Raw genomic sequence first — 23,299 nt, forward strand, 5'->3', positions numbered from 1 at the left:
CTAGGCAGAATCAATAAGCAGAACCATAAGTCCCGCCGCAGCTTGTACAGGGTAGCGAAGGCATGGCGAAGAAACCAACGACGACAAGAACGCTCGACAGCGACGTAGCCAGGGAACTCGAAAAGGCACTCGATATCGACCTGAGCGGCGATGCCGGCGGCGACTTCGACATGGCGGCATCCATGGAAGATCTGGAAGCGCAAATATCGCAAGCCGCCGACGAGCTGGCGCGCGAAGGTCGCAGCCAGAACGAACCGCCTGCGCCGGACCAGACCCAGAACGCGGCACCAGCCGCCAATCAAAGCCAGAACGCAAATTCCGCGCCAAAGGCCAAGCCAGCTGAGTTGCGTCCTGTCGCAACGCGCAATGGCTCGCAGCCGGCAGCTTTCTCGCCGGCCAACGACGATCGTCAAAAAGACTATAAGACGCTCCTGCACACCCTCAATCGGCGCGCCTCGAACACGATCTATTGGGTCGTGGCTTTCGTGTCGCTTGCCTGGATCGCCGGTGCTGGCGGCCTTGCGAACCTGTTGTTCGGACCTGGCATCTGGAACATCCGCACCTTCGATCAGTTTTTCGCCCGTCCCGAGCTGATCGGCCTGGCGGTCGCGGCAATCGTGCCTGTCATCCTGTTCTGGGCATTCGCAGTGATGATTCGCCGCGCTCAGGAGATGCGCCTTGCCGCGCAGTCGATGACCGAGGTGGCCTTCCGTCTGGCCGAGCCGGAAAATCTTGCCCAGGATCGCGTCATGATGATCGGCCAAGCGGTTCGCCGCGAGGTGGCAGCCATGGGCGAAGGCATCGAACGCACGCTTGCGCGTGCCGTCGAGCTCGAAACGCTGGTTCACAGCGAGGTGAACCAGATCGAGCGCTCCTATTCAGAGAACGAGTCCCGCATCCGCTCGCTGGTCGATGGGCTGGGCAGCGAGCGCGAAGCAGTCGTCACCCATGCCGAGCGCGTGCGCGCTTCGATCACCGGCGCCCACGAGACACTGAAAGACGAGATCAACGCCGCCAGCGATATCATTCGCGACAGCATTCTCAATGCCTCGACCAAGCTGTCGATGACGATCAACGAATCCGGCGACACGCTGATCGACAGGATCAACGGAAGCTCGATGTCGATCTTCGATTCGGTGGAAGGCCGGCTCGAATCGATCACCGATCGGCTGTCGACGTCGGGCGAGGCCTTCGCCAGCCTGCTCGACACCCGCATCGCCAAGCTGACGGACACCACCGATGGCCTGACGCGGTCGCTGACCGACCTGCTCGACGACCGCACAAGCGGCATGGTGTCGCTGCTCGGCGGCGCCGCCCGCACACTCAATTCGGAATTCGAAGCCAGCCTCAACGGCATTGAGCGGACGCTTGCCGAACGTGGCCAGGCGCTGATCAGCGAGTTCCAGACCCGCGCCGAGGCGCTCGACACCGGCACGCAGAAGCTCAACGCCGCGCTGGAGGCTCGCGCACGCCAGATCAACGAGACGCTGGTCGAGCGCGCGCGCGAAATCGCCCACACCTTCCAGGATAGCAAGGAGACGCTGTCGGCAATGATCGATCAGGGCAAGACCCAGATCGGTGCCGACATGGCCGACATCATTTCATCGACCTCGACCATGCTTGAAGCCCGCGCCGGCGATTTCGCCGGGCGCATGGAAGCGGCACGCCATGTCGTATCGCGTTCGTTCGACACGGACATCCAGCGGCTTGCCGATGCTCGCGCCGGCATAGAGGAAGCCGTTGAAAACCATAGCCGCAAGCTTTCCGAAAGCCGCGACCGGATGGCGGCGGCAATGCAGGCCGATCTGGCGAAATTCGCCGAGGGTCGCGCCGAAATCGACGCAGCGGTGGCCAACCAGGTGCAGAAGCTTGCCGAAGGCCGCAGCCTTATCTCGCGCGCCCTTGAGGAGGATCTGCGCAAGGTCAACGAATCGCGCGCAGCGATCGACGCGTCACTGGGCAGCCATCTCGAAAGCCTTGAAGAGGGTCGCAACAGGCTGGCCCAGGCCCTGAACGAAGACTCCGGAAAACTCGTGCAAGCTCGTACGATAATTGATGAAATGGTTGCCGGGCACGTCGGCAAGCTCGCCGAAGGCCGCAGCATCCTTTCGCGCGCGCTCGAGGCCGACCTCGGCAAGTTGGCAGAGAATCGCGCCGCCATCGACGGCCTCGTCGCCGGTCAGGTCGAAAAGATCGCCGAGGGTCGCGCCATACTCGCCAGTGCGCTGGAAGCCGACATCGCCGGCATCAATGGCCTCATCGAGGCGCATTCGGCGAAATTGGCGCAAGACCGCAGCGGCCTTTCCCAGTCACTCGATAACGACCTCTCCGACATCAGGAGTCTGATCGCTGATCATTCTGGCAGGCTCGCCGATGACCGCAGCCTGCTTTCGAAGACGCTTGAGGACGATCTTGCCAAGCTGGCCGAAAGCCGGTCGAGCATCGATGGGCTGGTTGCCGGCCAGGTCGAGAAGCTGGCGGAAGGCCGCGACATCCTCAAGCGCGCGCTCGAATCGGACCTGAACGCGATCAAGGGCGTCATCGCCAGCCAGTCTGAAAAGCTGGCGGAAGACCGTGGCCAGTTGTCACGGGCGCTGGAGAGCGACCTGGAGGCTGTGCGGGGCGTTGTCTCCGATCACATGAACAAGCTTGCCGAAGACCGTTCGACCCTTTCGAAGGCGCTCGAAGACGATCTCGCCAAGTTGGCCGAAAGCCGCTCGAGCATCGATGTGATGGTTGCCGGCCAGGTCGAAAAGCTGGCAGAGGGCCGCGACATCCTCAAGCGTGCGCTCGAAGCCGATCTGAGCACTGTCAAGGGCGTCATCGCCAGCCAGTCCGAAAAGCTGGCGGAAGACCGTGGTCAGCTGTCGCGGGCACTGGAGACCGATCTCGAGACCGTGCGGGGCGTCGTCTCCGAACATATGAACAAGCTTACCGAAGAGCGTTCGGCCCTCTCGAAAGCGCTCGAGGACGATCTTGCCAGGCTGGCAGAGAGCCGTTCGAGCATCGACGGGTTGGTCGCCGGCCAGGTCGAGAAGCTGGCCGAGGGTCGCGACATCCTCAAGCGCGCCTTGGAAGACGATCTTGCCAAGCTGGCCGAAAGCCGCTCGAGCATCGACGGACTGGTTTCCGGCCAGGTCGAGAAACTGGCCGAAGGCCGCGATATCCTCAAGCGCGCCTTGGAGGCCGATCTCAACACGATCAGGGGCGCCATCGCCGATCAGTCGCAGCTATTGACCGATAATCGCGCGCAGTTTTCGCGTGCGTTGGAAGCCGATCTCGGCAACGTCAACAGCCTTGTCGCAACCCACGCAGAGAAGCTCGTCCAGGACCGCTCGACCCTGTCGAAGGCGCTCGAGGACGATCTCGCCAAGCTGGCCGAAAGCCGTTCGAGCATCGATGGGCTGGTTGCCGGCCAGGTGGAGAAACTGGCGGAAGGCCGCGACATCCTCAGGCGCGCGTTGGAAGCCGACCTGGAGAGGCTTGCAATGAGCCGCAGCGAGGTCGACGAGATCGTCGCCGGTCATGTCGGCAAGCTGAGCGAGGGCCGCGACATGCTGACCCGCGCATTGCAGGACGATCTCTCCAGGCTCGCCGAAACGCGCAAGGATGTCGACCGTTCGCTGTCCGGCCATATCGACCAGATCGCTGCCAGGAGCACCGACATCTCCGATGCAATCGCTGCCGACGTAGAAAAGATCGAGCAGGCGTTCAGCCGGCAGACAGGCATCATCGAGGAGCGCGCCAGCACCATGGAGCGGGCGCTGTCGACGGGTGTCGACAACGTTCGCAGTGTGCTCGAAAAAAGCGCGGTCTTCGTCGCCGGGGCGCTGCGCGAGAAGGTCCTGGAAGTCACCAGCGCGCTGCATGAGCAGGCGGGCGCGGCATTCAGCGATGCCGACCGCAAGATCGCTGAGCGCGCCGAGCAGACCTCCGCTGCCCTGCTCGCCAGGGCGGAGGACATCGCCCGCACCTTTGAAGAGGCGGACCGTCGCCTTGCCGCGCGCGCCGAGGATACGTCGAGCGCACTGATTGCCCGCGTCGACGACACGTCGAACACCTTGCTCGCGCGCGCCCAGGAAACGGCCGATCAGCTGGCAGCCAGAGCAAGTGAGATTGCCGGCACCTTCGACGCGGCGGACCACAGGCTTGTCTCTCGCGCCATCGAAACGGCCCAGTCGCTGGCGGCACGTGCCGGCGACATCCTGCGCAATTTCGAAACGGCCGACGAGCGGCTGGGCGTGCGCATCGGCGAATCCGCCGAAGCGCTCGCGGCACGCGCGTCGGATCTGGGTCGCATTTTCGATGCCGCCGACCAGCAACTTATTTCGCGCATTGCCGAAGGCTCCGAAGCACTTTCGGCCCGTGCGTCCGAGATCGGCCGCATCTTTGAGGAGGCGGATCATCGCCTGGTATCCCGTATCGCCGACAGCAGCACCGCCATCGGCGAACATGCCGACACCATTGTCGGCGCCTTCACCAGCACCGAGCAGCGGGTTGCCGAGCGCGCCAGGCAGACTGGCCAGGAACTCGCCGTCCATGCCCGTGAAATCGAGCAGGTGCTTGCCGGTGCCGATGAACGCCTGGCATCGAGTGCGGCTGCCACAGCGGCCCGCGTCGAGGAGCAGGTCGCCGGCGTCGAGAACCGCCTCGCCTACTCCGCCGAGACAATGGGCCAAAAGCTCAACGAGCAGGTCGCGAACGCCGAGGCGCAGTTGGTCTCGCGTGCCAACACGATCGCCGAAACCTTCACCGCGGTCGGCCAGCATATCGGCCAGAGCACCAATGACGCTGCAAAGACCATCGGTGCCAATACTCGCGAGCTCAATACGATGCTTGCGGCACGTTCGGCTGAAATATCGAAAATCTTGGACGAGACGGCACGGCCTCTGGTCGAGCGCTTTGCCCAGGGCGGCTCCGAGCTGCAAAAGAGCATGGAAGAGGTCACAGAACGTGCGACCGAGAAGCTGCGCACTCAAAACGCCGCCCTCGTCGACGCCCTCGCCAGCCGCACGGCAGAAACCCTGTCGGCCGTCGAAGGCGCACGCTCGACGCTTGCCGACAGCGTTGCCGACCTCATCGGCCGCATGACCACCTCCAGCTCGCAGCTCGGTCAATTGATCGAGCAGGCGGCGGGCAATCTCGGCCAGGTTGAAGAACGCCTGACCGGGAGCACGCAAAGCTTCGCAGCGACCACGGAAAAGACCGCGCAGACCTTCGCCAGTTCGGCGCGCCTGGTCGATTCGAACACGACGCGGCTCACCGAGCTGTCGTCCTCGACCTTGCGCGAGGTTGCTTCCATCGCCACCAAGTTCGACGAGCACAGCCGGTTGCTTTCCAGTGCCTCGGACCTGTTGAGCTCGGCCCAGAGCAATCTCGAGCACACGCTCGAAAGGCAATCGTCGCTGGAGGACCTCGCCGTCGGCCTTGTCAAGAAATCGGAAGATCTCGAAAGGGTCATGCGCTCGTTCGAGAATCTGGTCGGCCAAACGCTGCAGAACGCCGAAGGCAAGACGCTGGAATCCGCCGACAAGATCCGTACCGCGATTTCCGAAGTGGTCGATTCGGCCACCAAGCGCTTTGCCGATGCGACCGAGGAGATGCGGCGTACCGCCGGCTCGATCAAGAGCGAGCTCGACCTCACCCGCGCCGAGCTCAAGAAAGGCGTCATCGAGATGCCGGAAGAGGCAAAGGAATCGACCACGGCTATCCGCCGTGCCGTTTCAGAGCAGATCAATGCGCTGAAGGAACTTTCTGAAATCGTTGCGAAATCTGGCCGTAGCGCCGACAGTTCGGAACAGCGCAACCTGCGTCCGGCGCCGCAAGCGCCTGCCGCACGCGCCGCTGAGCCGCCACGTCGCCCGGCTCCGGCTCCAGAACAGCGCCGTCCCCCGCAGGCGCCTTCGGGCGAGGCGGCGCTGCGCGGCACGCTCGACCTCGAACGTCCCGCAGACCAAGCGCCACGCCAGCGCGACCCCAACGGCCGCACGCCGCAAGGCGGCTGGGTGCGCGACCTCCTGACCGGTGCATCGCGCGAAGACGACGCCAAGCCGGCGGTGCCCGCCGAAGCGCCGCGCCCTGCTCCCGCTGCTCGTTCGCCGCTTCATGTCGTGGAATCGCTGAACTCGCTCTCGGTCGATATCGCGCGCGCCATCGATCACGATGCCTCGATCGAGCTCTGGAACCGCTACCGGCGCGGCGAGCGCGACGTCTTCACGCGCCGACTTTACACGCTGAAGGGCCAGCAGACGTTCGACGAGATCCGCCGCAAATATCAGTCGGAGGCGGAGTTCCGAGCTGCTGTCGATCGTTACTGCGACGATTTCGAAAAGCTGCTCAAGGACGTGTCGCGCAACGACCGCGACAACATCATGGCACAGACCTACCTGACCTCGGATACCGGCAAGGTCTACACGATGCTGGCACACGCCAGCGGCCGCCTTCACTAGAGCGGGCGATAGAGAATAAACGAAAAGGCGGGATTTCCCGCCTTTTTCATGCCGTACTGAATTCCATTGGCGCTGTAGAGTGCCGTGCCAGCAGTTCCGGCCGCGTCAGATCACAGTGTCGGTCCAGCGGACGATTTGCCCGGCCGCATCGCCGAACGCGGCATCGAGCGCGCCGACATAGGCCTGGTTGCCATTGCCCGAAACGGGCGCGATGGCGCTAAACGTCTTCGAAGCGCGCACTTCACCGTTGCGGTCGTTCAACAGGCGCACGAACAGCTCGACCTCGGCATGTTCGCCGCCATCGACACGCACCTCGAACGAGCGGATCTCGACGATCACCTGATAGTCGATCGCCAGCCCCTCGCCTGGCTTGCCGACGCCGGTGAAGCTGCCCGAGCGCTGGAACGTCTCTGCCAGCCGCGCCTGTACGATCATCGGCAGCCGGTCGGCCCATTGCGCGCCCTTGAGATACTGGATCGATCGCGGTGATGGCTTGATGACGATGTTCTGGCTATCCAGCGCCTTGAGCGCCGAAGGCTGGGCGATGAGTATCTGGCGCCGGCTGCGGGCACGCGCTTCCAGCGACGGCGCCGAAAGCTCGAACGTATCCAGCGGCGCCGGTCTGCCGCCCGGCAAGGCTGCGCAGCTTGCAAGCGAAAGCGCCAGCAACATCGCCCCGACCTTAGACCCGCCCGATGTGATGCTGCCTGAACTGATCGACTTCAAACGCGATCCCCCCCGGATCGTGGAAACAATGCGCATCTGCCAGCTATGTTCTTGCGGTGGTCGGGGATCGAAGTCAACGGCGCACCCTGCCGTCGAACTGCCGGACCTCGCCCTCGCCGCCGGACAAGATCCTTTGTGGGTTGCGGCTGAGATCGGTTACCGCCTCTTCGATGCGGTTGATCGAACGGCGGCTGTCCTGGACCAGCGCTTCGAAGTTTTGCAGCCCTTGTCCCGAGAACCGCGCCAGATTGTCGGTAATGGTACCGAGACGGGCGTTCAGCGTGTCGGCGACCTGCTTGAACGATTTCAGCGTCGCTCTGGCGTCGGCCATGACGCCGTCGGCCTGGCCGGAGCCGAGCAGTTTGTCGACCTTGGCAAGGATACCGTCGACTCGCACCGAGGCATCGTTGAGGCGTCCTGCGAGTTGGTGCGCGTCTTTGATGGTTTCATCGATGTCATCGGCTCGGTTGGCGAACTTGTTGGTCACCTTGGCGATGTCGGCGGCAACCTCGTTGGCGTTTTCGCTGGCCTTCTGGATATTGGCCAGCGCGGTGCGCACCTCAGCCGGATCGATGCCGTCGAGAACGCCGTCGACCTTGGCCAGCGTGCCTTGCGTCTTCTGGGCGAAGTCGTTGATCGAGCCGACCGCCGTGTCGACGTTCTTGATAACCGTGTCGAACTGCTTGCTGGTTTCCTTGAGGTTGGAAGTGACCGTGTCAACGTTGGCGACGATGCTCTTGATCTGGTCCTTGTCGACGGCATTGAGTAGCCCTTCCGCCGCCTTTAGGGTGCCGTCGAGCTTGCCCGAAACACCCTTCAGTTCGTCCGCCAGCGAGCTGACGCTGGCCAGGAACTTGTCGACGCCGTCCGCATTCCTGGCCAGTGCATCGGAGAAGGTCTGGACATTGTTGACGGTCTGCGTCAGCGGCCCGCGAACATCCTTGGTGAAGCCTTCGAGCTCCGAAAGGACCTTGTCGGCCCGGGTGAAGATGTTCTGCGCCGTCTGCAACAGGTTGGTGACCGCCGACGGGTTGGCAACGATCTCGGCGACGCGGCCTTCCTTTTCCGCCTCGTCGAGGAGTTTTGGCTCCTTGGGGTCGGCGCCCTTGAGCTCGATGTTGGCCTGGCCGGTGAGGCCGGCAAGCCCGATATCGGCCTGCGTCGACTTGGTGATAGGCGTATTCCGGTCTATTTCGGTGTCGGCGATAGCAGCAGTCGGATTGTCGACGTCGATATAGACACGGCGCACGTCGCCGACTTTGACGCCATTGAACAGCACGAAACTGCCACGGCCGAGCCCCGAAGCGGAGCCTGGAATGCGCACGCGCAGCACCGCCGTCTCGCCCCTTTCGCCGATAGCCGCCGTCCAATAGACGAAAGCGAAAGCCGCGAGGATCGCGGCCAGCGTGAAAATGCCGACAATGACGTAGTTGGCCCTGGTTTCCATTGCTCACTTATGGCTATGCGCGCGCCGCAAGATCAAGTTGCCGGGCGCGTTTTCCGCGGAAATAGGATTTTACCCAGGGTTCCTCGCTCCTGAGCATGTCGTCGATCGTGCCCTCGACCAGCACTTTCTTGTTGCCAAGCACCGCCACGCGGTCGCACGCGGTAAACAGCGTGTCGAGATCATGCGTGACCATATACACGGTCAAATCCATCGTATCGCGCAGCTTGACGACCAATTCGTCGAATTCAGCCGCACTAATTGGATCGAGGCCTGACGTCGGCTCGTCGAGGAAAACGATGTCCGGATCGAGCGCCAGGGCGCGCGCCAAGGCGGCGCGCTTGATCATGCCGCCGGAGAGCTCGGAGGGGAATTTCTGCGCCGCCTCCGGCGGCAGTCCGACCAACTCCACCTTAAGCATGGCAAGTTCGTCCATCAGCTTCTTCGGCAAATCGAGATATTCACGCATCGGCACCTGGACGTTTTCGAGGACCGTCAGCGCCGAAAAAAGGGCGCCATGCTGGAACAGCACGCCAAGCCGCATGTCGATGCGAAGGCGCTCCCTTTCGGTTGCCTTCTCGACGTCGACGCCGAACAGTTTGATTGTTCCCGATTGCTTGCGCGTCAAGCCAAGGATGGTGCGCAGGAGAACAGATTTGCCCGCACCGGAGGCACCAACAAAGCCGAGAATCTCCCCGCGCCAGATATCGAGCGACAATTTGTCGAGAACGACCTGGTCGGCGAACGACACGGTGATGTCGTGTGCCGACAGCACGATCTCGTCTTCTTTGGCCTTCGTCGCCACCTTGGTCGTGTTTGTGCCCGGCAGCGCCATCTCAGAACTCGATCGCTGCATAGAACATGGCGAAAAGCCCGTCGAGGATAATGACCACGAAGATCGACTTCACCACTGAGGCGGTCACATGCTGGCCGAGCGATTCGGCGCTGCCGCCAACCTTCATGCCCTCGACCGAGGCGATTATGCCGATGATCATGGCCATGAACGGCGCCTTGATCAGGCCCGCAAAGATGGTGCTGAGGTCGATTGCGACACGCAGCCGGTCGATGAACGCTGCCGGTGCAATATCAGAGTAGAGCCACGCAGCCAAAATGCCGCCGCCCAGTGCTGCAAAGTTGGCGATGATCGTCAGGCAAGGCAGCGCGACGACCAGCGCGACCAGCCGCGGAAACACCAGCACGCCGATTGGATTAAGACCGATCACCTTCAGCGCATCGACCTCCTCGCGCATCTTCATCGAGCCGATCTCGGCGGTGATCGCGCTACCGGAGCGGCCGGCGATCATGATCGCCGTCATCAAAACGCCGAGCTCGCGCAGGATCAGCACGCCGACCAGGTCGACGACGAAGATGTCGGCGCCGAAATAACTGAGCTGATAGGCGCCTTGCTGGGCAACGATCGCACCGACGATGGCCGACATCAGCACCACCACCGGTATGGCGCCGACGCCCATGCGATCGATCTGGTTGAAGATCGCCGCCATATTGACGGCATGGCCACGGCCAAGCTTCATCTGAGAGCCGCGTATCGTGGCGCCGAGGATGTTCATTGCGGCCAGGAAATCGTCGCGCATCTCATAGACGCGACGGCCTACCGCCTCGAGCCCCCGAATGATGAAGTTGGGCGGCTTTGTCGGACCGGATCCGGGCTCGCGTCGAACCGCATCGCCGACGGCGCCAAGCAGGATCGAGGCAATCTCGCTTTGCCCCTGCATCTTGATCTCGACGCCCTTCTTTTCGAAGCTGCTCACCAGGCGATCGATCAGCCACGCCCCGGCAGTGTCCATCTTCTCGATCTGCGACAGATCGAGCGCCAGCGTCTGGAAGCCGCTGCGCTTCTCGATCTTGCGCATCTCGGCATCGACCAGGGCGACGGTGCGTGTCGTCCAGCTTCCCGAGAACGCGCAGCCAAGAACGCCGCCCTCCTCGCCGATCGCGATGCGCGGCTGGTGGTCGGGCTCCTTGGCAGGGCCGCTTGCGTCGCGTTTGCGGATGGTCAACATGGCGTCCTGTTTAGCCTGACGGGGCCGAGCTGTCGATTTGCCGACATCCTCCTTGTGCACAGCCGGAGCAGAAAAATATGGCGCGTGTCATTTCGGTCGAGGCCGAGCGCTTTCCGATAGCCGGGACCTTTACCATTTCGCGCGGCTCGAAGACCGAAGCGGAGGTGATTTCCTGCGCCATCACCGAAAACGGCCGTACAGGGCGCGGCGAATGCGTTCCTTACAAGCGCTATGGCGAGACCGTTGAGGGTGTGCGTGGCGCGATAGAGGCGATGCGCAGTGAGATCGCGCACGGCATCAGCCGCATCGCCCTGCTCGGTGCCATGCCTGCCGGCGCGGCACGCAACGCCATCGACTGCGCGCTCTGGGACCTGGAAGCGAAGATCAGCGGAACACCGGTGGCGCATACGATACGAACCGTTCCGTTACGACCGCTTGAGACGGCGTACACATTGTCGCTCGCCGAGCCGGAAGCGATGGCGGCGCAGGCCCGCGCCAACGCCCAGCGCCCGCTGCTCAAGGTCAAGATCGGCGGCGACAACGACATCGCCCGCATCCGCGCAGTGACGGCGGCGGCACCCGACAGCCGAATCATTCTTGATGCCAACGAAGGCTGGACGAACGACAACATCGTAGAAAACCTCGCCTTTGCCGCTGCGCAAGGTATCGCCTTGATCGAACAGCCGCTGCCGGCGGGACATGACGGTATTCTTCGCCACATCGCGCATCCGGTGCCGATCTGCGCCGACGAAAGCGTGCACGAGGCGAAGGATATTGGAGCGCTTGTCGGCCTCTACGACGCCATCAACATCAAGCTCGACAAATCCGGCGGCCTGACCGCAGCACTCGTGCTTCGCGACCGCGCCCGCGAACTGGGTCTTGGCGTTATGGTCGGCTGCATGGTCGGCACATCGCTTGCGATGGCGCCGGCCGTTCTGTTGGCGCAGGATGCCGATTTCGTCGATCTCGACGGTCCGTTGCTGCTAGCCCGCGACCGCATTCCCGGTCTCGTCTATCAAGGGTCGCTGGTGTCACCGCCCGAGCCGGCGCTGTGGGGCTGAACGCGCCGCAAGTCCGATCAGCGCCAGGCCCGTCAGGGCGATCGGGATCATGGCAAAGAAGCCGTTCGCGCCGAAGCGGTCGTAAAGAGGACCGGAAATGAGCGTCGCCACCGCCATGAAGAAGCCGTTGGAAAAATAGGCGATGCCTTGCGCCGCCCCGGTGCGTTCTTCCACGACCGTCTCACCGATCATCTTTTGCAGGCCGATCAGCACCAGCGCCACCGAAACCGCGTGCAGCGTCTGGATCGCGAAAAACCCGCCAACGCCAAGTCCAAGCGGCCAGATCAAAGGGAAGGCGATCCAGCGCACGATAGCGCCTGTCCCGGCAATCAGCATGATCGACACGATCGAGAAGGAGGCGAAAGCCCGAGTGAAGACGACGAACATGCATATCTCGGCGACGACGCCCCACCCCCAGAGCAGCCCAACAACCGAATCGCTGATGCCGATCGACTTCCAGTAGATCGACACGAAGCCGTAGAGAAACGCGTGGCTGGCGGTGATGACGCCGACCCCGGTCGAAAAATAAAGAAAATACGGGTTGAGGAGTTTTGATGCCGATTGCTGGATGTCGGCAGCCGAAAGCGGCGAGGCGCGGCGCGGGCGGCCGAGGCGCGGCGCAATCAGCCCGGCGGCTAGCGCGGCGCATAACGACACGAAGATGATCACCGGGACAGCCTGAGCACCGCTCGCCGACAAGATGAAACCGCCGGCGAGATTGGCACAGAGATAGGAGATCGAGCCCCATTTGCGCATGCCGGCGTAGTTCGAGCCGAAGCGGCGAACACCAGAAAGGGCGAGCGAATCGGCAATCGGCGAATGCGGCGTCCAAACGATCGTCAGCGCCAGGGATACGGCAAGTACCATTGCGTAGGTCGGCGGCAGGAGGTAGCCGGCGGACAGGATCAGCGATGCGGCGACCAGCGCAACATAGACATTGGCGCGATCGCTCGCTTTGTCTGCCAGCGCGGTAAGAAAAGGCGTCGTTGCCACACGCAGGAACATCGGCGCGGCGAGGATCACGGCTATCTGCTCGGCGTGGAACCCCTTGGCCTGCAGCCACAGGGGAAAATACGGCACATGCGTTCCGAGCGGCACGAAGAGCGTGAAGAAGATCAAGCTCATGCGCAGTTCGAAATGGCGTGGCTTGACGAGCTGTTCGGGCGAAAGCGGCGGCAGCGAGGACATTGACAGGCGATCCGTCGGCACGGCATTCAGCCGGGTCGGCCCACCACACCTGCCGCTGCATAACACGGCGAAAAAGTCGATGAAACCGCTGGACTAACCGATTGAAGCGAGGGCGGCCGGGTTTTGGTCAAGCCGCCTGGACTGCCCTGCCCTTGATGTCGATCGGCACGAGCACCTCGCCGCCGACCGGAGTCTCCGGCAGGACATGCGCCCAGTGCAGGATCTCCATCCGGCCGTCAAAATGCTCGACCACCGCCGTGCAGCTCTCCACCCAGTCGCCGGTGTTGATGTACTGCACGTCCTCGTAGCTTTCGATCGCGGCATGGTGGATATGCCCGCAGATCACGCCGTCGACGTGCGAGCGGCGCGCCTCCTCGGTCAGCACGGTCTGGAACGAGCCGATGAAATTCACCGCCTTCTTGACCTTGACCTTGGCCCAGGACGAGAACGACCAGTAAGGCAGGCCGAGCACCTGGCGCAGGCGCGTGATGATGCGGTTGACCAGCATCGCCGCGTCATAGGCGTAGTCGCCGAGATAGGCGAGCCAGCGCGCATTGTGGACGACGGTGTCGAACTGGTCGCCATGAATGACAAGAAGGCGTTTGCCATCGGCGGTCTCGTGGATGGCGCGGTCGGCGACGACAATGCCGCCGAAATGCACGCCCTGGAACTGGCGCGCGAACTCGTCGTGATTGCCGGCGATATAGGTGATGCTGGCGCCCTTGCGCGCCTTGCGCAGCAATTTCTGGACGACGTCATTGTGGCTCTGCGGCCAATGCCAGCTTCGTCTCAAGCGCCAGCCGTCGACGATGTCGCCGACGAGATAGATGATATCGGCATCGTGATGGCGCAGGAAATCGATCAGGAACTCGGCCTTCGCCGCTTTCGATCCGAGATGGACGTCGGAGATGAACATGCTGCGGAAAGTGCGGGGCTCTGCGCCGGACATCATTTGTCACCGTTGCTTTCGCGTGAGGCTATGCCCCGATTCATGCAACAACCGTATGACGGTTGCGATTGGTCCAGCCATCCGGATAGGTTGCCACGGCAATCAGAGGAGAAAATCACCATGGATCTCGGCATTCGCGGCAAGAAGGCCATCGTCTGCGCTTCGAGCAAAGGCTTGGGACGCGGCTGCGCCATGGCACTGGCGGAGGCAGGCTGCGATCTGGTCGTCAATGGCCGCAGCGCCGACGTGCTGGCCAAAACCGCCGCTGAACTGCGGGAGAAATTCGGCGTCAAGGTGACCGAGATCGTCGGCGACATATCCAAACCCGATGTCCAGCAGGCGCTGCTTGCCGCCTGCCCCGATCCCGACATCCTCGTCAACAACAATGGCGGTCCGCCGTTTCGCGATTTCCGCGCGCTCGACCGCGAAAAGATCCTCGAGGGCGTCACCCAGAACATGGTAACCCCTGTCGAACTGGTTCAGGCCGTGATCGACGGCATGGCGGCGCGCGGCTTCGGCCGCATCGTCAACATCACCTCGCTGTCCGTCTATGTGCCTATCCCCGGCCTCGACCTGTCGTCCGGCGCCCGCGCCGGCCTCACCTCGTTCCTCGCCGGCGTCGCGCGGACGGTGATCGACCGCAATGTGACGATCAACAACATGCTGCCGGGAAAACTCGACACCGACCGGCTGCGCGGCCCGCATGAACCCGGCTGTGTCGAGGATCCGGCGGCAGCTGCCGCGCGCAAGGCGCAAGCAGCAGCCAATGTTCCGGCCAAACGGCTCGGCACGCCGGAGGAATTCGGCCAGATCTGCGCCTTCCTGTGCTCGGTCCATGCCGGCTACCTGACCGGGCAGAACGTACCGGTCGACGGCGGCCTCTACGTCAGCGCGTTCTAGTGGTAGAATCCAAACGCTTGGTTACCCTCTGGACGGCGGAAGAACGACCCTTTGCGGTTGTTGGGTGCGAGCGCCGCATGATGCGATCTGACCTTCCTGACATTCGCAGAAGGGAGAATTCCTTTGCCAATGCATGCAAGCTAGCGAGCGAATCCGATACTCGCGATCCCAATTCCGCCCACCAGGATCAGGCTCAGGGCCCACACAGTGTCGAGATTGAACCAGCTTTGTGAGATGAACTTGGGTCCGAGCCATCGATAGACGGCAATGGCGATAACACCGCCGCTTACAATCATCGCGGCCGTATGGACCACGGAGACGGTGGTGGCGGTGATCAGATTACCGGCCATGAGCGTGGTAGCCGCCTGGTGTCCAACATCGAGATCGCCTGCCTGGCACAAGCCGAGATAAATCGGCACCAGCATCAGCCCGGCGCCATGCGCGGTGGCGGCCGCGAAAGACCACAAGGCCAATTGCGCCGGCGGGATACGGGCAAGAACACGCGGGTGGCGCCGGTTGATCAGGAGATAGATCCCGGCTGCGATCACAATCAACCCCGCCGCGATGCGAATCTGTCGTTCCCAGACGATGAGCGTCAGCATCGCGCCGAAGGGCAGCAGGATACCGATCATCGCCACAAAGTGGCCTATTGCCAAAAGGCCGAGCGCCCGAAACAATTCGCCGGCACGTCTGTCCAAAAGGCCGGCCGAAACGGCCAACGGCCAGCCCATGCCAGGATTGATGCCGTGATAAATGCCGCTGGCGACGACGGCCAGCCAGAGACCGGCCGTCGTCCACTCGCTCATCGCTTCATTGACCCGGGCAGTCGGTTACACCGACGGATAGCAGAACGAATCCGTCGAGCAATCGCCACCTTCCAGACGAATCTGGTGCGAGCGATACCCCTCGGGGAACTCGACATAAAAGTCCTTGTCCAGGGTGATTCCACCGTTCTCGCCGACATTGGCCTTGACCATGGCTGCCGGAATACCATCGCGATAGAACTGATCGTCCCAAGTCGAATACAGGGAGTTGGTCCAGTAAACGCGTTTGCCGTCGCGGCTGATCTCGACCATTTGCGGTCCGCCCCTGTAGTCGCCGCCGCCGGGATGCTTGGCCTTGCGCGTGATGCCGCCAATATGGATGGACCCTGCAAGCTTAGGCTTCATCGGATCGGTCACATCGTATTGGCGCATCTCGCCGGTGCCCCAGCAGGATACGTAGAGGAATCGGTCATCGAGCGACAGGTCGATGTCGGTTACTAGCGGCGGCACCGCCTCGAAGCCCTGAAGCAACGGCGGCAGGTCATCCTTGGCAGCTGCCTCGGGCGGGATGGTCGCCGTCTTTTCGCAATGGAATTTGCCGCCCTCGCGCCACCAGGTCCAGATCGATCCCTCGAGGTTTGTCGTGTCGACGACCACTCCAAGGAAACCGTATTCCTTGACCGGGTCATGGGCGGGGCGGACTTCCAGCGCCATCTGGTGGTTGGCGCCCAGATCGATGGTCTGCACGTTCCTGCGTTCGCGCAAATTCCAGAAATGCACCCGGTGTCCGTATTTGTTCGACAGGAGGTCTTCAGGCACGATGCCCTGCTCGAACTGGGGCGGAAGGGCCCACTCGCTCGACACCATGTAGTCGCGTGGCAGGTTCCACCAGAAATCATACTGCTTGTCCTGCGGCCCGCGATCGATCTCGTAGCGCCCGATGACGTCGAACGTCTGGCAATCCATGACAAAGATGCCGGGAGGTCCGTCGGTGCCGTCAGGGCCACCGCCCCCAAGCGTCGAGACATAAATACCTTCCGGACCGCAGTGAATCGTATGAGGCCTGGAATAGCCCGTCTTGGCAAACACTTCTTCTGGCTCGATGACCTTGTGTATCTTGGCCTTGGTCGGTCCGCCCTTGGTGTCGATGACGTAAATGCGCGAAGATCGAATACCGGGAATGATCAGAAAGCGGCGCTCGAGAAACGGGTGACCATTCAGCGGCGAAAGGGCCGAAGAGCACGCGTTCCAGCCGAAATGGTGAAACTCGTCGCCCTTGTTCGGCATTATCACGCTATGGACGACCTGGCCGTAGTCCTTCGACTTCGGGTTTACGTCAACTATGGCTAGTCCATCTGGCTGAGAGAAGTCGGGACTCAACATCAAAGTGTAGGCAAAATTTTCGACTGGCGCCTGCATTGCGAGCTTGGCAGTCGCGTGGAAAGTCGGGTCTGGCCGTACAGTCATTGTCGTCCTCCCTTGGCAGGTTAAGCAGTCCGACCGACAATCAGGGGCACGATCTGTGATGCGTTTGGATGTCCGCCGAAAACGTCGGGGCGCTTTGTTGTTCGCACGCTATTTCGTGCGACTTTTCGAAGAATCTCACGGATTTTGGAGAACTGCAATGTCGACTTGTTTCGCCGCAAGGCCTCTGTGAGCGACGAGCGCCACCAGACATTCGAACTGGGCGGCGTACCTCGCCGCAGCACCCCGCCTATCGCCCCAACATCTCAATGGCAGACCGCACAGGAGGGCGGGGGTGCAAGCCGCAAGCTCGCGCTTGCGACATATCACCTCTCGAAAAGCCTCGGCTGCATGCTAAGAGACTCAAAACACCAAACGGACTGAACTGAGGAGGCGGCCGTCATGACAGGCGAAAGCAAGAAGGCGGCCCGATCCGACCTCGACGAAGCGGCGCTCTATTTCCATAAGCACCCCCGTCCCGGAAAGCTTGAAATCCAGGCGACGAAGCCGCTGGGCAATCAGCGCGACCTGGCGCTTGCCTATTCGCCGGGCGTCGCCGCCCCCTGCCTTGAAATCCGCGACGACCCGGCAACCGCCGCCGACTATACAGCCCGCGCCAATCTGGTCGGAGTTGTCACCAACGGTTCGGCGGTGCTGGGCCTCGGGAACATCGGTCCGCTCGCCTCCAAGCCGGTGATGGAAGGCAAGGCGGTGCTGTTCAAGAAGTTCGCCGGCATCGATGTCTTCGACATCGAGATCGACGCACCGGGCATCGAGCGCATGGTCGAAACGATCTCGGCGCTGGAACCAACCTTCGGCGGCATCAACCTGGAAGACATCAAGGCGCCCGAATGCTTCGAAGTCGAGGAGCAGTTGAAAGCCCGCATGGGCATACCAGTCTTCCATGACGACCAGCACGGCACCGCCATCATCGTCGCCGCCGCCGTGCTCAACGGGCTGGAATTCGCCGGCAAGTCCATCTCGGACATCAAGATCGTCACGTCGGGCGCTGGTGCTGCGGCGCTTGCCTGCCTCAACCTGCTGGTCTCGCTCGGCGCGCGGGTCGAAAACATCTGGGTCACGGACCGGTTCGGCGTCGCCCATAAGGGCCGCGTCGAGGAGATGGACCGCTGGAAAGACCCTTATGTGAAGGACACCGAGGCGCGTACGCTGGCCGACGTTCTGCCCGGCGCCGACGTGTTTCTCGGCCTGTCTGCTGCCGGCGTGCTGAAGCCGGAATTGCTCCACCACATGGCGCCAAAGCCGCTGATCCTGGCGCTAGCCAATCCCAATCCCGAAATCATGCCGGAAGCAGCACGGGCGGCGCGGCCCGACGCGATGATCTGCACCGGCCGCTCCGATTTCCCCAATCAAGTCAATAACGTACTCTGTTTTCCTTACATCTTCCGTGGCGCGCTGGATTGCGGCGCAAGCGCCATCAACGAAGAGATGAAGATGGCTGCTGTGCGAGCGATTGCAGCGCTCGCCCGCGAAGAGCCGTCCGACGTTGCCGCGCGTGCCTATTCCGGCGAGACGCCGATCTTTGGTCCGGAGTTCCTGATCCCCTCGCCTTTCGATCCGCGGCTGATCCTGCGCATTGCCCCTGCTGTCGCCAAGGCAGCTTGCGAGACCGGCGTCGCGACCCGGCCGATCACCGATTTCGCCGCTTATATCGACAAGCTGAACCGCTTCGTCTTCCGCTCCGGCCTGGTCATGAAGCCGGTGTTCTCGATGGCCAAGACGTCGAGCGCCAAACGCGTCATCTATGCCGACGGCGAGGACGAGCGCGTGCTTCGCGCCGCCCAGGTCGTGCTCGAGGAAGGCATTGCCGAACCGATCCTGATCGGCCGCCCGCATGTCATCGAGGTGCGGCTGAAGCGCTACGGGCTGCGCATCAAGCCGGGCGTCGATTTCGGCTTGATCAACCCGGAAGACGATCCGCGTTACCGCCACTATGTCGACCTTTTGATCGAGCTTGCCGGCCGGCGTGGGGTGACGACGGAAGCCGCGCGCACCATGGTGCGCACCGACAATACGGTGATCGCGGCCCTTGCCCTGAAGCGCGGCGACGCCGACGCCATGGTCTGCGGGCTCGAAGGCCGTTTCGAGCGCCATTTGCGCAACGTAACGCTGATCATCGGGCCGCGCTCCGGCATTAGGGATCGCGACCTGTCGACGCTGTCCATGCTGATCTCGCAGCGCGGCATCATTTTCCTCACCGACACCCATGTCTCCGTCGATCCGACCGCCGAAGAAATTGCGGAAATGACCGTTTTGGCGGCCGAGGAAATTCAGCGTTTCGGCATTGAGCCCAAGGCAGCGCTGCTGTCGCATTCTGATTTCGGCTCCCGCGATTCGCCAAGCGCCATGAAGATGCGGCAGGCGGCGGCGATCCTGGCGCGCATCGCGCCCGACCTGCAATGCGACGGCGAGATGCATGCCGACTCGGCACTATCGGAGCAGCTGCGCCAACGCGTCTATCCGCATTCGCGGCTGAAGGGCGAAGCCAATCTGCTGGTGTTTCCCAATCTCGATTCGGCGAACATCACGCTGACCGCGCTGCGCACGATGATGGACGCGCTGCATGTCGGCCCGATCCTGCTCGGCACCGACAGCCCGGCGCACATATTGACACCGTCGGTCACCTCGCGCGGCGTCGTCAACATGACGGCACTGGCAGTGGTCGAAGCCGCGCATAAGGCGCAAGCCATCGTCGATCTGGGCTAGCGATGGGCCTTCTCAGACTGGCTTGAACCGGAAATGCCCTGTCTGCCTGAAGGCAAACAAAGTGTCCTCTTCTCTGGCGCCGCCGCCGATGTTGTGAATAACCAGCCTTCTTGTCGGCACCACAGTGGAGTGATTGGACGACACGATGGCAATATGCGACAGATTGCCGGGCAGCATCTGGGCGACGAGATCCCCAGGCCGATAATCGGCGGGGTCTTGGCTGACGGGCAAGGCAGCACCGCGCCGTTCGAAATAGACCGCAAGATCGGGCACACGGCGGTGGTCGATGTTGCTGTCGGGCGCCTTCAGGCCCCAAGCCTTCGGATAGGCGGCAAAATTGGCCCGCATATCCTCATGCACCAATTCTTGCAGGTCGAGATCGAAGGCGCGGGGATAGGCACGGATCACGACATCCGTGCACACACCCCGCTCAGGCTCAACGTCCCCGCCCGGATAGGCCAGGCGTGTATAGGTCGGATGGTAGAGCGTGGTGACGCCGATCTGCTCACGAGCGGCTTCGACCAATCTGGTGCCCCAATCCGGCGTGACAAGCTTTTCCTGCGCCATGGCGACCGGCATCGCCAGGCATAAAAGACCAAATTGCACCGCGGCTCGACGGGTAATCGAGGTCATCCCAAGCCTCCGGGCATTACTGAATCCAGGCGTTCTTCTCGGCGAATACGCCTTTTTCGTGCAACGCCAGGATGTCGCGGTTCTGGCCCTGTCCGAAAAGGCCGTGGGGGGTGGTCGGCATGACAGCCCTCGTCGTGATCGCGCACAGGCGCAAGCCATCGCCGATTTGAGCCGAAGCCGGAATCGGCGGTATGCTAAACGAACGGTTAACCGCGAGCGCGGTAGTTCTGAATGACAGGCAGGTGGAGGTCCGGAGGGATGACGGGCGCACATTGCAAGCTGACGCGGGCAGCCGCGCTGCTCGGCGTCCTGCTACTGTGCGGCATTGCCGTCACTCAGTCGCAGGCCGCTTCGCGCCTCTGCCGCCAGCTTGAAGCTGATCTTGCCGCCGCTTCTCGTGGTGGCGGCGGCAAGCCGGGCCTGCTCAGGAAATACGACGACGCGATCGTCCGGCAGCGCCAGCAGATTTCAAAAGCCGTCAGCCAGTCCAGCAGCGCCGGCTGCGGCTTTTCGCTGTCTCGCCGCAACGCCAACGCATGCGTGGCACTCGACGCCACCATCGATCGCATGGCTGCCAATCTCGACGCCTTGCAGGCCAAGCGCACTGAGCTTGCCGACGGTGGTTCGCGACGCGATCGCGCGCGCATATTGGCCTCGCTTGACGCCAATGGCTGCCACGATGATGCGGCGTCGACGCCCACACCGGTCCGCGAAGCCAGCCGTGAAAACGGCAACCGAAGCCTGCTCGACCAGCTTTTGGGCAGTGAACCTGGTGCGCCCGACCAGCCCGAAGAGCTCGACCAGGCTGAAGAGCTAAGTCAGCCGCGCAACATCCGCAGCATCCTCAACAACGCCGACGAGTTGGGCCAGCCGCGAGGCGAATTCCGCACCATGTGCGTGCGGACCTGCGACGGCTATTTCTTCCCGATGTCGAATGCTGCCTCGCTGGGCGATTTCGAGCGCGACCAGAAGAATTGCGAATCGAGCTGCCCCGGCACCGAGATGCAGGTTTTCTACACGCGCGGCATGAACGACGATTCGGCGTCGATGACGTCTTCAGTGACCGGCAGGCCTTATATCGAACTGTCGACGGCCTACCTCTACAAGCAATCCGACACGCCCCGGCCGCCGACCTGCGGCTGCAATGCCGTGCAGAATTTCCAGATTATCGCCGGCAACCCGCCAACCCCGGCACAATCCGAGGCGAGCGTGGAGACCACCCCGTTCATTCCGCTGCCGGTTGCCAAGCCTGATCCGGGCGCCGACCCGGAGACCTTGGCCAATTCGCAAGGCGGCCTCGACCGTGAGGCGATCAGACGGCTTGCCGCCAAACCTGTGCCCTCGCCGACGTCGCTGCCGCCGCCGGAGCAGCGCAAGGTCAGGGTCGTCGGGCCAACGTTCCTTCCCGACCCAGCAGCGGCAACAGATCTGCAAGCTCCGGACCGGAAGACTGTCCCGTAAGCGCCAGCCTGAGCGGCATGAACAGGGCCTTGCCCTTGCGGCCGCTCGCCGCTCGGATCTTGCCCGTCCAGTCCTTCCAGACAGTGCCGTTCCAAGGCTCTTCCGGCAGCAGCTCGAATGCCTGGCGAAGAAAGTCGCGGTCCTCGTCGGAAAACTCCGCCGGCTCCTCTGGACCGTCTCGAAGCGTACGCCACCAGATCGCCGCATCGGCCAGCCTGTCGAGATTGCCGCGCACCGCCAGCCAGAAAGGCTCGGCCTGTTCGCCGGAGATGCCGAGCACGATCAGCCGGTCGCGTGCCTCTGAAAACGGCATGTGGTGCAGCAGCGTGCGGTTGAGCACGAAGAGCTCGTCCGGGTCGAATTTGGCGGCGGATTTCGATGTTGCAGCCGGATCGAAGCGCTCGGCTAGCTCGGCCATCGCCGGCACCGCTATGACGTTTTCCGAGGTACCGACGAGCACCGCCAGCGAAGCCACCGCCATCGGCTCGATGCCGCTCTCACGCAGGCTCTGGATGGACAGCGCGCCGGTGCGCTTCGAAAGTCCCTCGCCTGATGCCGTTGTCAGGAGATTGTGGTGGCCGAACGCCGGCGGCTCCGCGCCAAGCGCTCGGAACAGGGCTATCTGAACGCCGGTATTGGTGACGTGGTCGTCGCCGCGAATGACATGGCTGACGCCCATGTCGATGTCGTCGACAACCGAAGGCAATGTATAGAGGTAGGTGCCGTCCTCACGCCGCAGAACCGGGTCTGAAAGCGAGGCGAGGTCGACGGTTTCTTCGCCGCGCACCAGGTCGTTCCAGTGGATTTCGGTGCGCTCCGGCTGCAACGGATCGCCGGTGAAGTTGGGCAGCAGAAAGCGCCAGTGCGGCCGCCGCCCATCGGCCTCATATTCCGCCACCTGCTCAGCTGTCAGCGTCAACGCCTCGCGGCCATAGACTGGCGGCAGGCCACGCGTGCGGCGCACCTTGCGCCTCAGGTCGAGCTCTTCGGGCGTCTCATAGCAAGCATAGACGAGGCGCGCCTCCTTCAGCCTCTCCAGTGCGGCATCGTAGATTTCCACGCGCCGCGACTGGTACTCCGTGGCGTCGGGGAAGATGCCCAGCCAATGCAGATCATACAGGATAGCGTCGGAAAACTCCTGCGTCGAACGGGCAACGTCGGTGTCGTCGAAGCGCTGGATGAAGCGGCCTTTGTTCTTGATGGCGAACAGCCAATTGAACAAAGCGGTGCGCGCATTGCCGATATGGATGCGGCCGGTCGGTGACGGGGCGAAACGGACGGTAACTGTCATGAGCGGGGCGTACCGGATGGTTTTGCTGTTGACAAGACGCGCCCCCGCGCTCGGCGGCAGACATAGAACATGACAAAGGCGAAGAAAAGACTGCAGCGCCCCCCCGGGTTAAAAACCGGGGGGGGCCGGGGCGGGAGATCAACACGCCGTTTGTGAAGTTAAGCGCCGGGGGGTGGGACCCGGGGGTTTTTAACAAATACGCGCCCCCCCGACCGATAAGG

General features: G+C 62.7%; 15 protein-coding genes. 5 read left to right on the forward strand and 10 right to left on the reverse strand.

The window, feature by feature from the left end; translation table 11 throughout:
• Nucleotides 1-62: 62 nt before the first annotated feature.
• The gene (locus NKJ12_RS24440; RefSeq protein WP_352705540.1) at nucleotides 63-6,449 is read left to right on the forward strand and encodes an apolipoprotein A-IV repeat region-like domain-containing protein; all 6,387 of its coding nucleotides are present in this window, start codon (nucleotides 63-65) and stop codon (nucleotides 6,447-6,449) included.
• Nucleotides 6,450-6,554: 105 nt separating this feature from the next.
• Here NKJ12_RS24440 and NKJ12_RS24445 read toward each other — a convergent pair whose 3' ends face one another.
• The 4 genes from NKJ12_RS24445 to NKJ12_RS24460 form a co-directional block, all read right to left on the reverse strand.
• The gene (locus NKJ12_RS24445; RefSeq protein ID WP_352479047.1) at nucleotides 6,555-7,121 is read right to left on the reverse strand and encodes an ABC-type transport auxiliary lipoprotein family protein; all 567 of its coding nucleotides are present in this window, start codon (nucleotides 7,119-7,121) and stop codon (nucleotides 6,555-6,557) included.
• 127 nt (nucleotides 7,122-7,248) lie between these two features.
• A complete protein-coding gene (locus NKJ12_RS24450) occupies nucleotides 7,249-8,622 on the reverse strand; it encodes an MlaD family protein (protein WP_352705542.1) in 1,374 nt (457 codons plus the stop codon).
• A gap of 13 nt (nucleotides 8,623-8,635) precedes the next feature.
• A complete protein-coding gene (locus NKJ12_RS24455; RefSeq protein WP_352705544.1) occupies nucleotides 8,636-9,454 on the reverse strand; it encodes an ABC transporter ATP-binding protein in 819 nt (272 codons plus the stop codon).
• Between the two features lies 1 nt (nucleotide 9,455).
• The gene (locus NKJ12_RS24460; protein ID WP_352705546.1) at nucleotides 9,456-10,640 is read right to left on the reverse strand and encodes an ABC transporter permease; all 1,185 of its coding nucleotides are present in this window, start codon (nucleotides 10,638-10,640) and stop codon (nucleotides 9,456-9,458) included.
• A 77-nt stretch (nucleotides 10,641-10,717) separates the two neighbouring features.
• Here NKJ12_RS24460 and dgcA point away from each other — a divergent pair, with 77 nt between their 5' ends.
• Complete coding sequence (gene dgcA, locus NKJ12_RS24465; RefSeq protein ID WP_352645536.1) at nucleotides 10,718-11,701, forward strand: N-acetyl-D-Glu racemase DgcA; 984 nt, start codon at nucleotides 10,718-10,720, stop codon at nucleotides 11,699-11,701.
• Here dgcA and NKJ12_RS24470 read toward each other — a convergent pair.
• Entirely contained in the window at nucleotides 11,672-12,889 is a 1,218-nt protein-coding gene (locus tag NKJ12_RS24470; protein ID WP_352705548.1) for an MFS transporter, read from the reverse strand. The two genes, dgcA and NKJ12_RS24470, sit on opposite strands and share 30 nt — an antisense overlap.
• Nucleotides 12,890-13,016: 127 nt before the next feature.
• Complete coding sequence (locus tag NKJ12_RS24475) at nucleotides 13,017-13,838, reverse strand: UDP-2,3-diacylglucosamine diphosphatase (protein WP_352507849.1); 822 nt, start codon at nucleotides 13,836-13,838, stop codon at nucleotides 13,017-13,019.
• A gap of 120 nt (nucleotides 13,839-13,958) precedes the next feature.
• Here NKJ12_RS24475 and NKJ12_RS24480 point away from each other — a divergent pair, with 120 nt between their 5' ends.
• Nucleotides 13,959-14,738 (forward strand): SDR family oxidoreductase, encoded by a 780-nt coding sequence (locus NKJ12_RS24480; protein WP_352705551.1) that lies wholly within the window; start codon nucleotides 13,959-13,961, stop codon nucleotides 14,736-14,738.
• Between the two features lie 140 nt (nucleotides 14,739-14,878).
• On the opposite strand, the gene NKJ12_RS24485 is transcribed toward NKJ12_RS24480, so the two are convergent.
• Both NKJ12_RS24485 and NKJ12_RS24490 read right to left on the reverse strand, forming a co-directional pair.
• On the reverse strand, nucleotides 14,879-15,544 hold the full coding sequence (locus tag NKJ12_RS24485) for a hypothetical protein (RefSeq protein WP_254820173.1): 666 nt from the start codon (nucleotides 15,542-15,544) through the stop codon (nucleotides 14,879-14,881).
• Nucleotides 15,545-15,568: 24 nt separating this feature from the next.
• The gene (locus NKJ12_RS24490; RefSeq protein WP_352507847.1) at nucleotides 15,569-16,969 is read right to left on the reverse strand and encodes a selenium-binding protein SBP56-related protein; all 1,401 of its coding nucleotides are present in this window, start codon (nucleotides 16,967-16,969) and stop codon (nucleotides 15,569-15,571) included.
• A gap of 399 nt (nucleotides 16,970-17,368) precedes the next feature.
• Between NKJ12_RS24490 and NKJ12_RS24495 the strand changes: the two genes are divergently transcribed.
• Nucleotides 17,369-19,693, forward strand: coding sequence for an NADP-dependent malic enzyme (locus tag NKJ12_RS24495; RefSeq protein WP_352507846.1), 2,325 nt, complete (start codon nucleotides 17,369-17,371; stop codon nucleotides 19,691-19,693).
• A gap of 12 nt (nucleotides 19,694-19,705) precedes the next feature.
• On the opposite strand, the gene NKJ12_RS24500 is transcribed toward NKJ12_RS24495, so the two are convergent.
• Complete coding sequence (locus tag NKJ12_RS24500; protein ID WP_352705553.1) at nucleotides 19,706-20,326, reverse strand: DUF1287 domain-containing protein; 621 nt, start codon at nucleotides 20,324-20,326, stop codon at nucleotides 19,706-19,708.
• Nucleotides 20,327-20,584: 258 nt separating this feature from the next.
• On the opposite strand from NKJ12_RS24500, the gene NKJ12_RS24505 reads away from it, so the two are divergent.
• A complete protein-coding gene (locus tag NKJ12_RS24505; RefSeq protein ID WP_352705555.1) occupies nucleotides 20,585-21,787 on the forward strand; it encodes a DUF2865 domain-containing protein in 1,203 nt (400 codons plus the stop codon).
• On the opposite strand, the gene gltX is transcribed toward NKJ12_RS24505, so the two are convergent.
• Nucleotides 21,705-23,078: a glutamate--tRNA ligase gene (gene gltX / locus NKJ12_RS24510; protein ID WP_352705557.1), complete on the reverse strand. Its 1,374-nt coding sequence runs from the start codon at nucleotides 23,076-23,078 to the stop codon at nucleotides 21,705-21,707. The two genes, NKJ12_RS24505 and gltX, sit on opposite strands and share 83 nt — an antisense overlap.
• Nucleotides 23,079-23,299 lie beyond the last annotated feature (221 nt).

The sequence above is a fragment of the Mesorhizobium sp. M0195 genome, from assembly GCF_040322115.1.
Lineage (GTDB): Bacteria > Pseudomonadota > Alphaproteobacteria > Rhizobiales > Rhizobiaceae > Mesorhizobium.

Coding starts and splice junctions, on each gene's coding strand:
- NKJ12_RS24480 (WP_352705551.1), top strand. CDS start 13,959: ATGGATCTCGGCATTCGCGGCAAGAAGGCCATCGTCTGCGCTTCGAGC.
- NKJ12_RS24445 (WP_352479047.1), bottom strand. CDS start 7,121: ATGTTGCTGGCGCTTTCGCTTGCAAGCTGCGCAGCCTTGCCGGGCGGC.
- NKJ12_RS24500 (WP_352705553.1), bottom strand. CDS start 20,326: ATGACCTCGATTACCCGTCGAGCCGCGGTGCAATTTGGTCTTTTATGC.
- NKJ12_RS24455 (WP_352705544.1), bottom strand. CDS start 9,454: ATGGCGCTGCCGGGCACAAACACGACCAAGGTGGCGACGAAGGCCAAA.
- NKJ12_RS24450 (WP_352705542.1), bottom strand. CDS start 8,622: ATGGAAACCAGGGCCAACTACGTCATTGTCGGCATTTTCACGCTGGCC.
- dgcA (WP_352645536.1), top strand. CDS start 10,718: ATGGCGCGTGTCATTTCGGTCGAGGCCGAGCGCTTTCCGATAGCCGGG.
- NKJ12_RS24495 (WP_352507846.1), top strand. CDS start 17,369: ATGACAGGCGAAAGCAAGAAGGCGGCCCGATCCGACCTCGACGAAGCG.
- NKJ12_RS24470 (WP_352705548.1), bottom strand. CDS start 12,889: ATGTCCTCGCTGCCGCCGCTTTCGCCCGAACAGCTCGTCAAGCCACGC.
- NKJ12_RS24485 (WP_254820173.1), bottom strand. CDS start 15,544: ATGAGCGAGTGGACGACGGCCGGTCTCTGGCTGGCCGTCGTCGCCAGC.
- NKJ12_RS24440 (WP_352705540.1), top strand. CDS start 63: ATGGCGAAGAAACCAACGACGACAAGAACGCTCGACAGCGACGTAGCC.
- NKJ12_RS24505 (WP_352705555.1), top strand. CDS start 20,585: ATGACGGGCGCACATTGCAAGCTGACGCGGGCAGCCGCGCTGCTCGGC.
- gltX (WP_352705557.1), bottom strand. CDS start 23,078: ATGACAGTTACCGTCCGTTTCGCCCCGTCACCGACCGGCCGCATCCAT.
- NKJ12_RS24490 (WP_352507847.1), bottom strand. CDS start 16,969: ATGACTGTACGGCCAGACCCGACTTTCCACGCGACTGCCAAGCTCGCA.
- NKJ12_RS24475 (WP_352507849.1), bottom strand. CDS start 13,838: ATGTCCGGCGCAGAGCCCCGCACTTTCCGCAGCATGTTCATCTCCGAC.
- NKJ12_RS24460 (WP_352705546.1), bottom strand. CDS start 10,640: ATGTTGACCATCCGCAAACGCGACGCAAGCGGCCCTGCCAAGGAGCCC.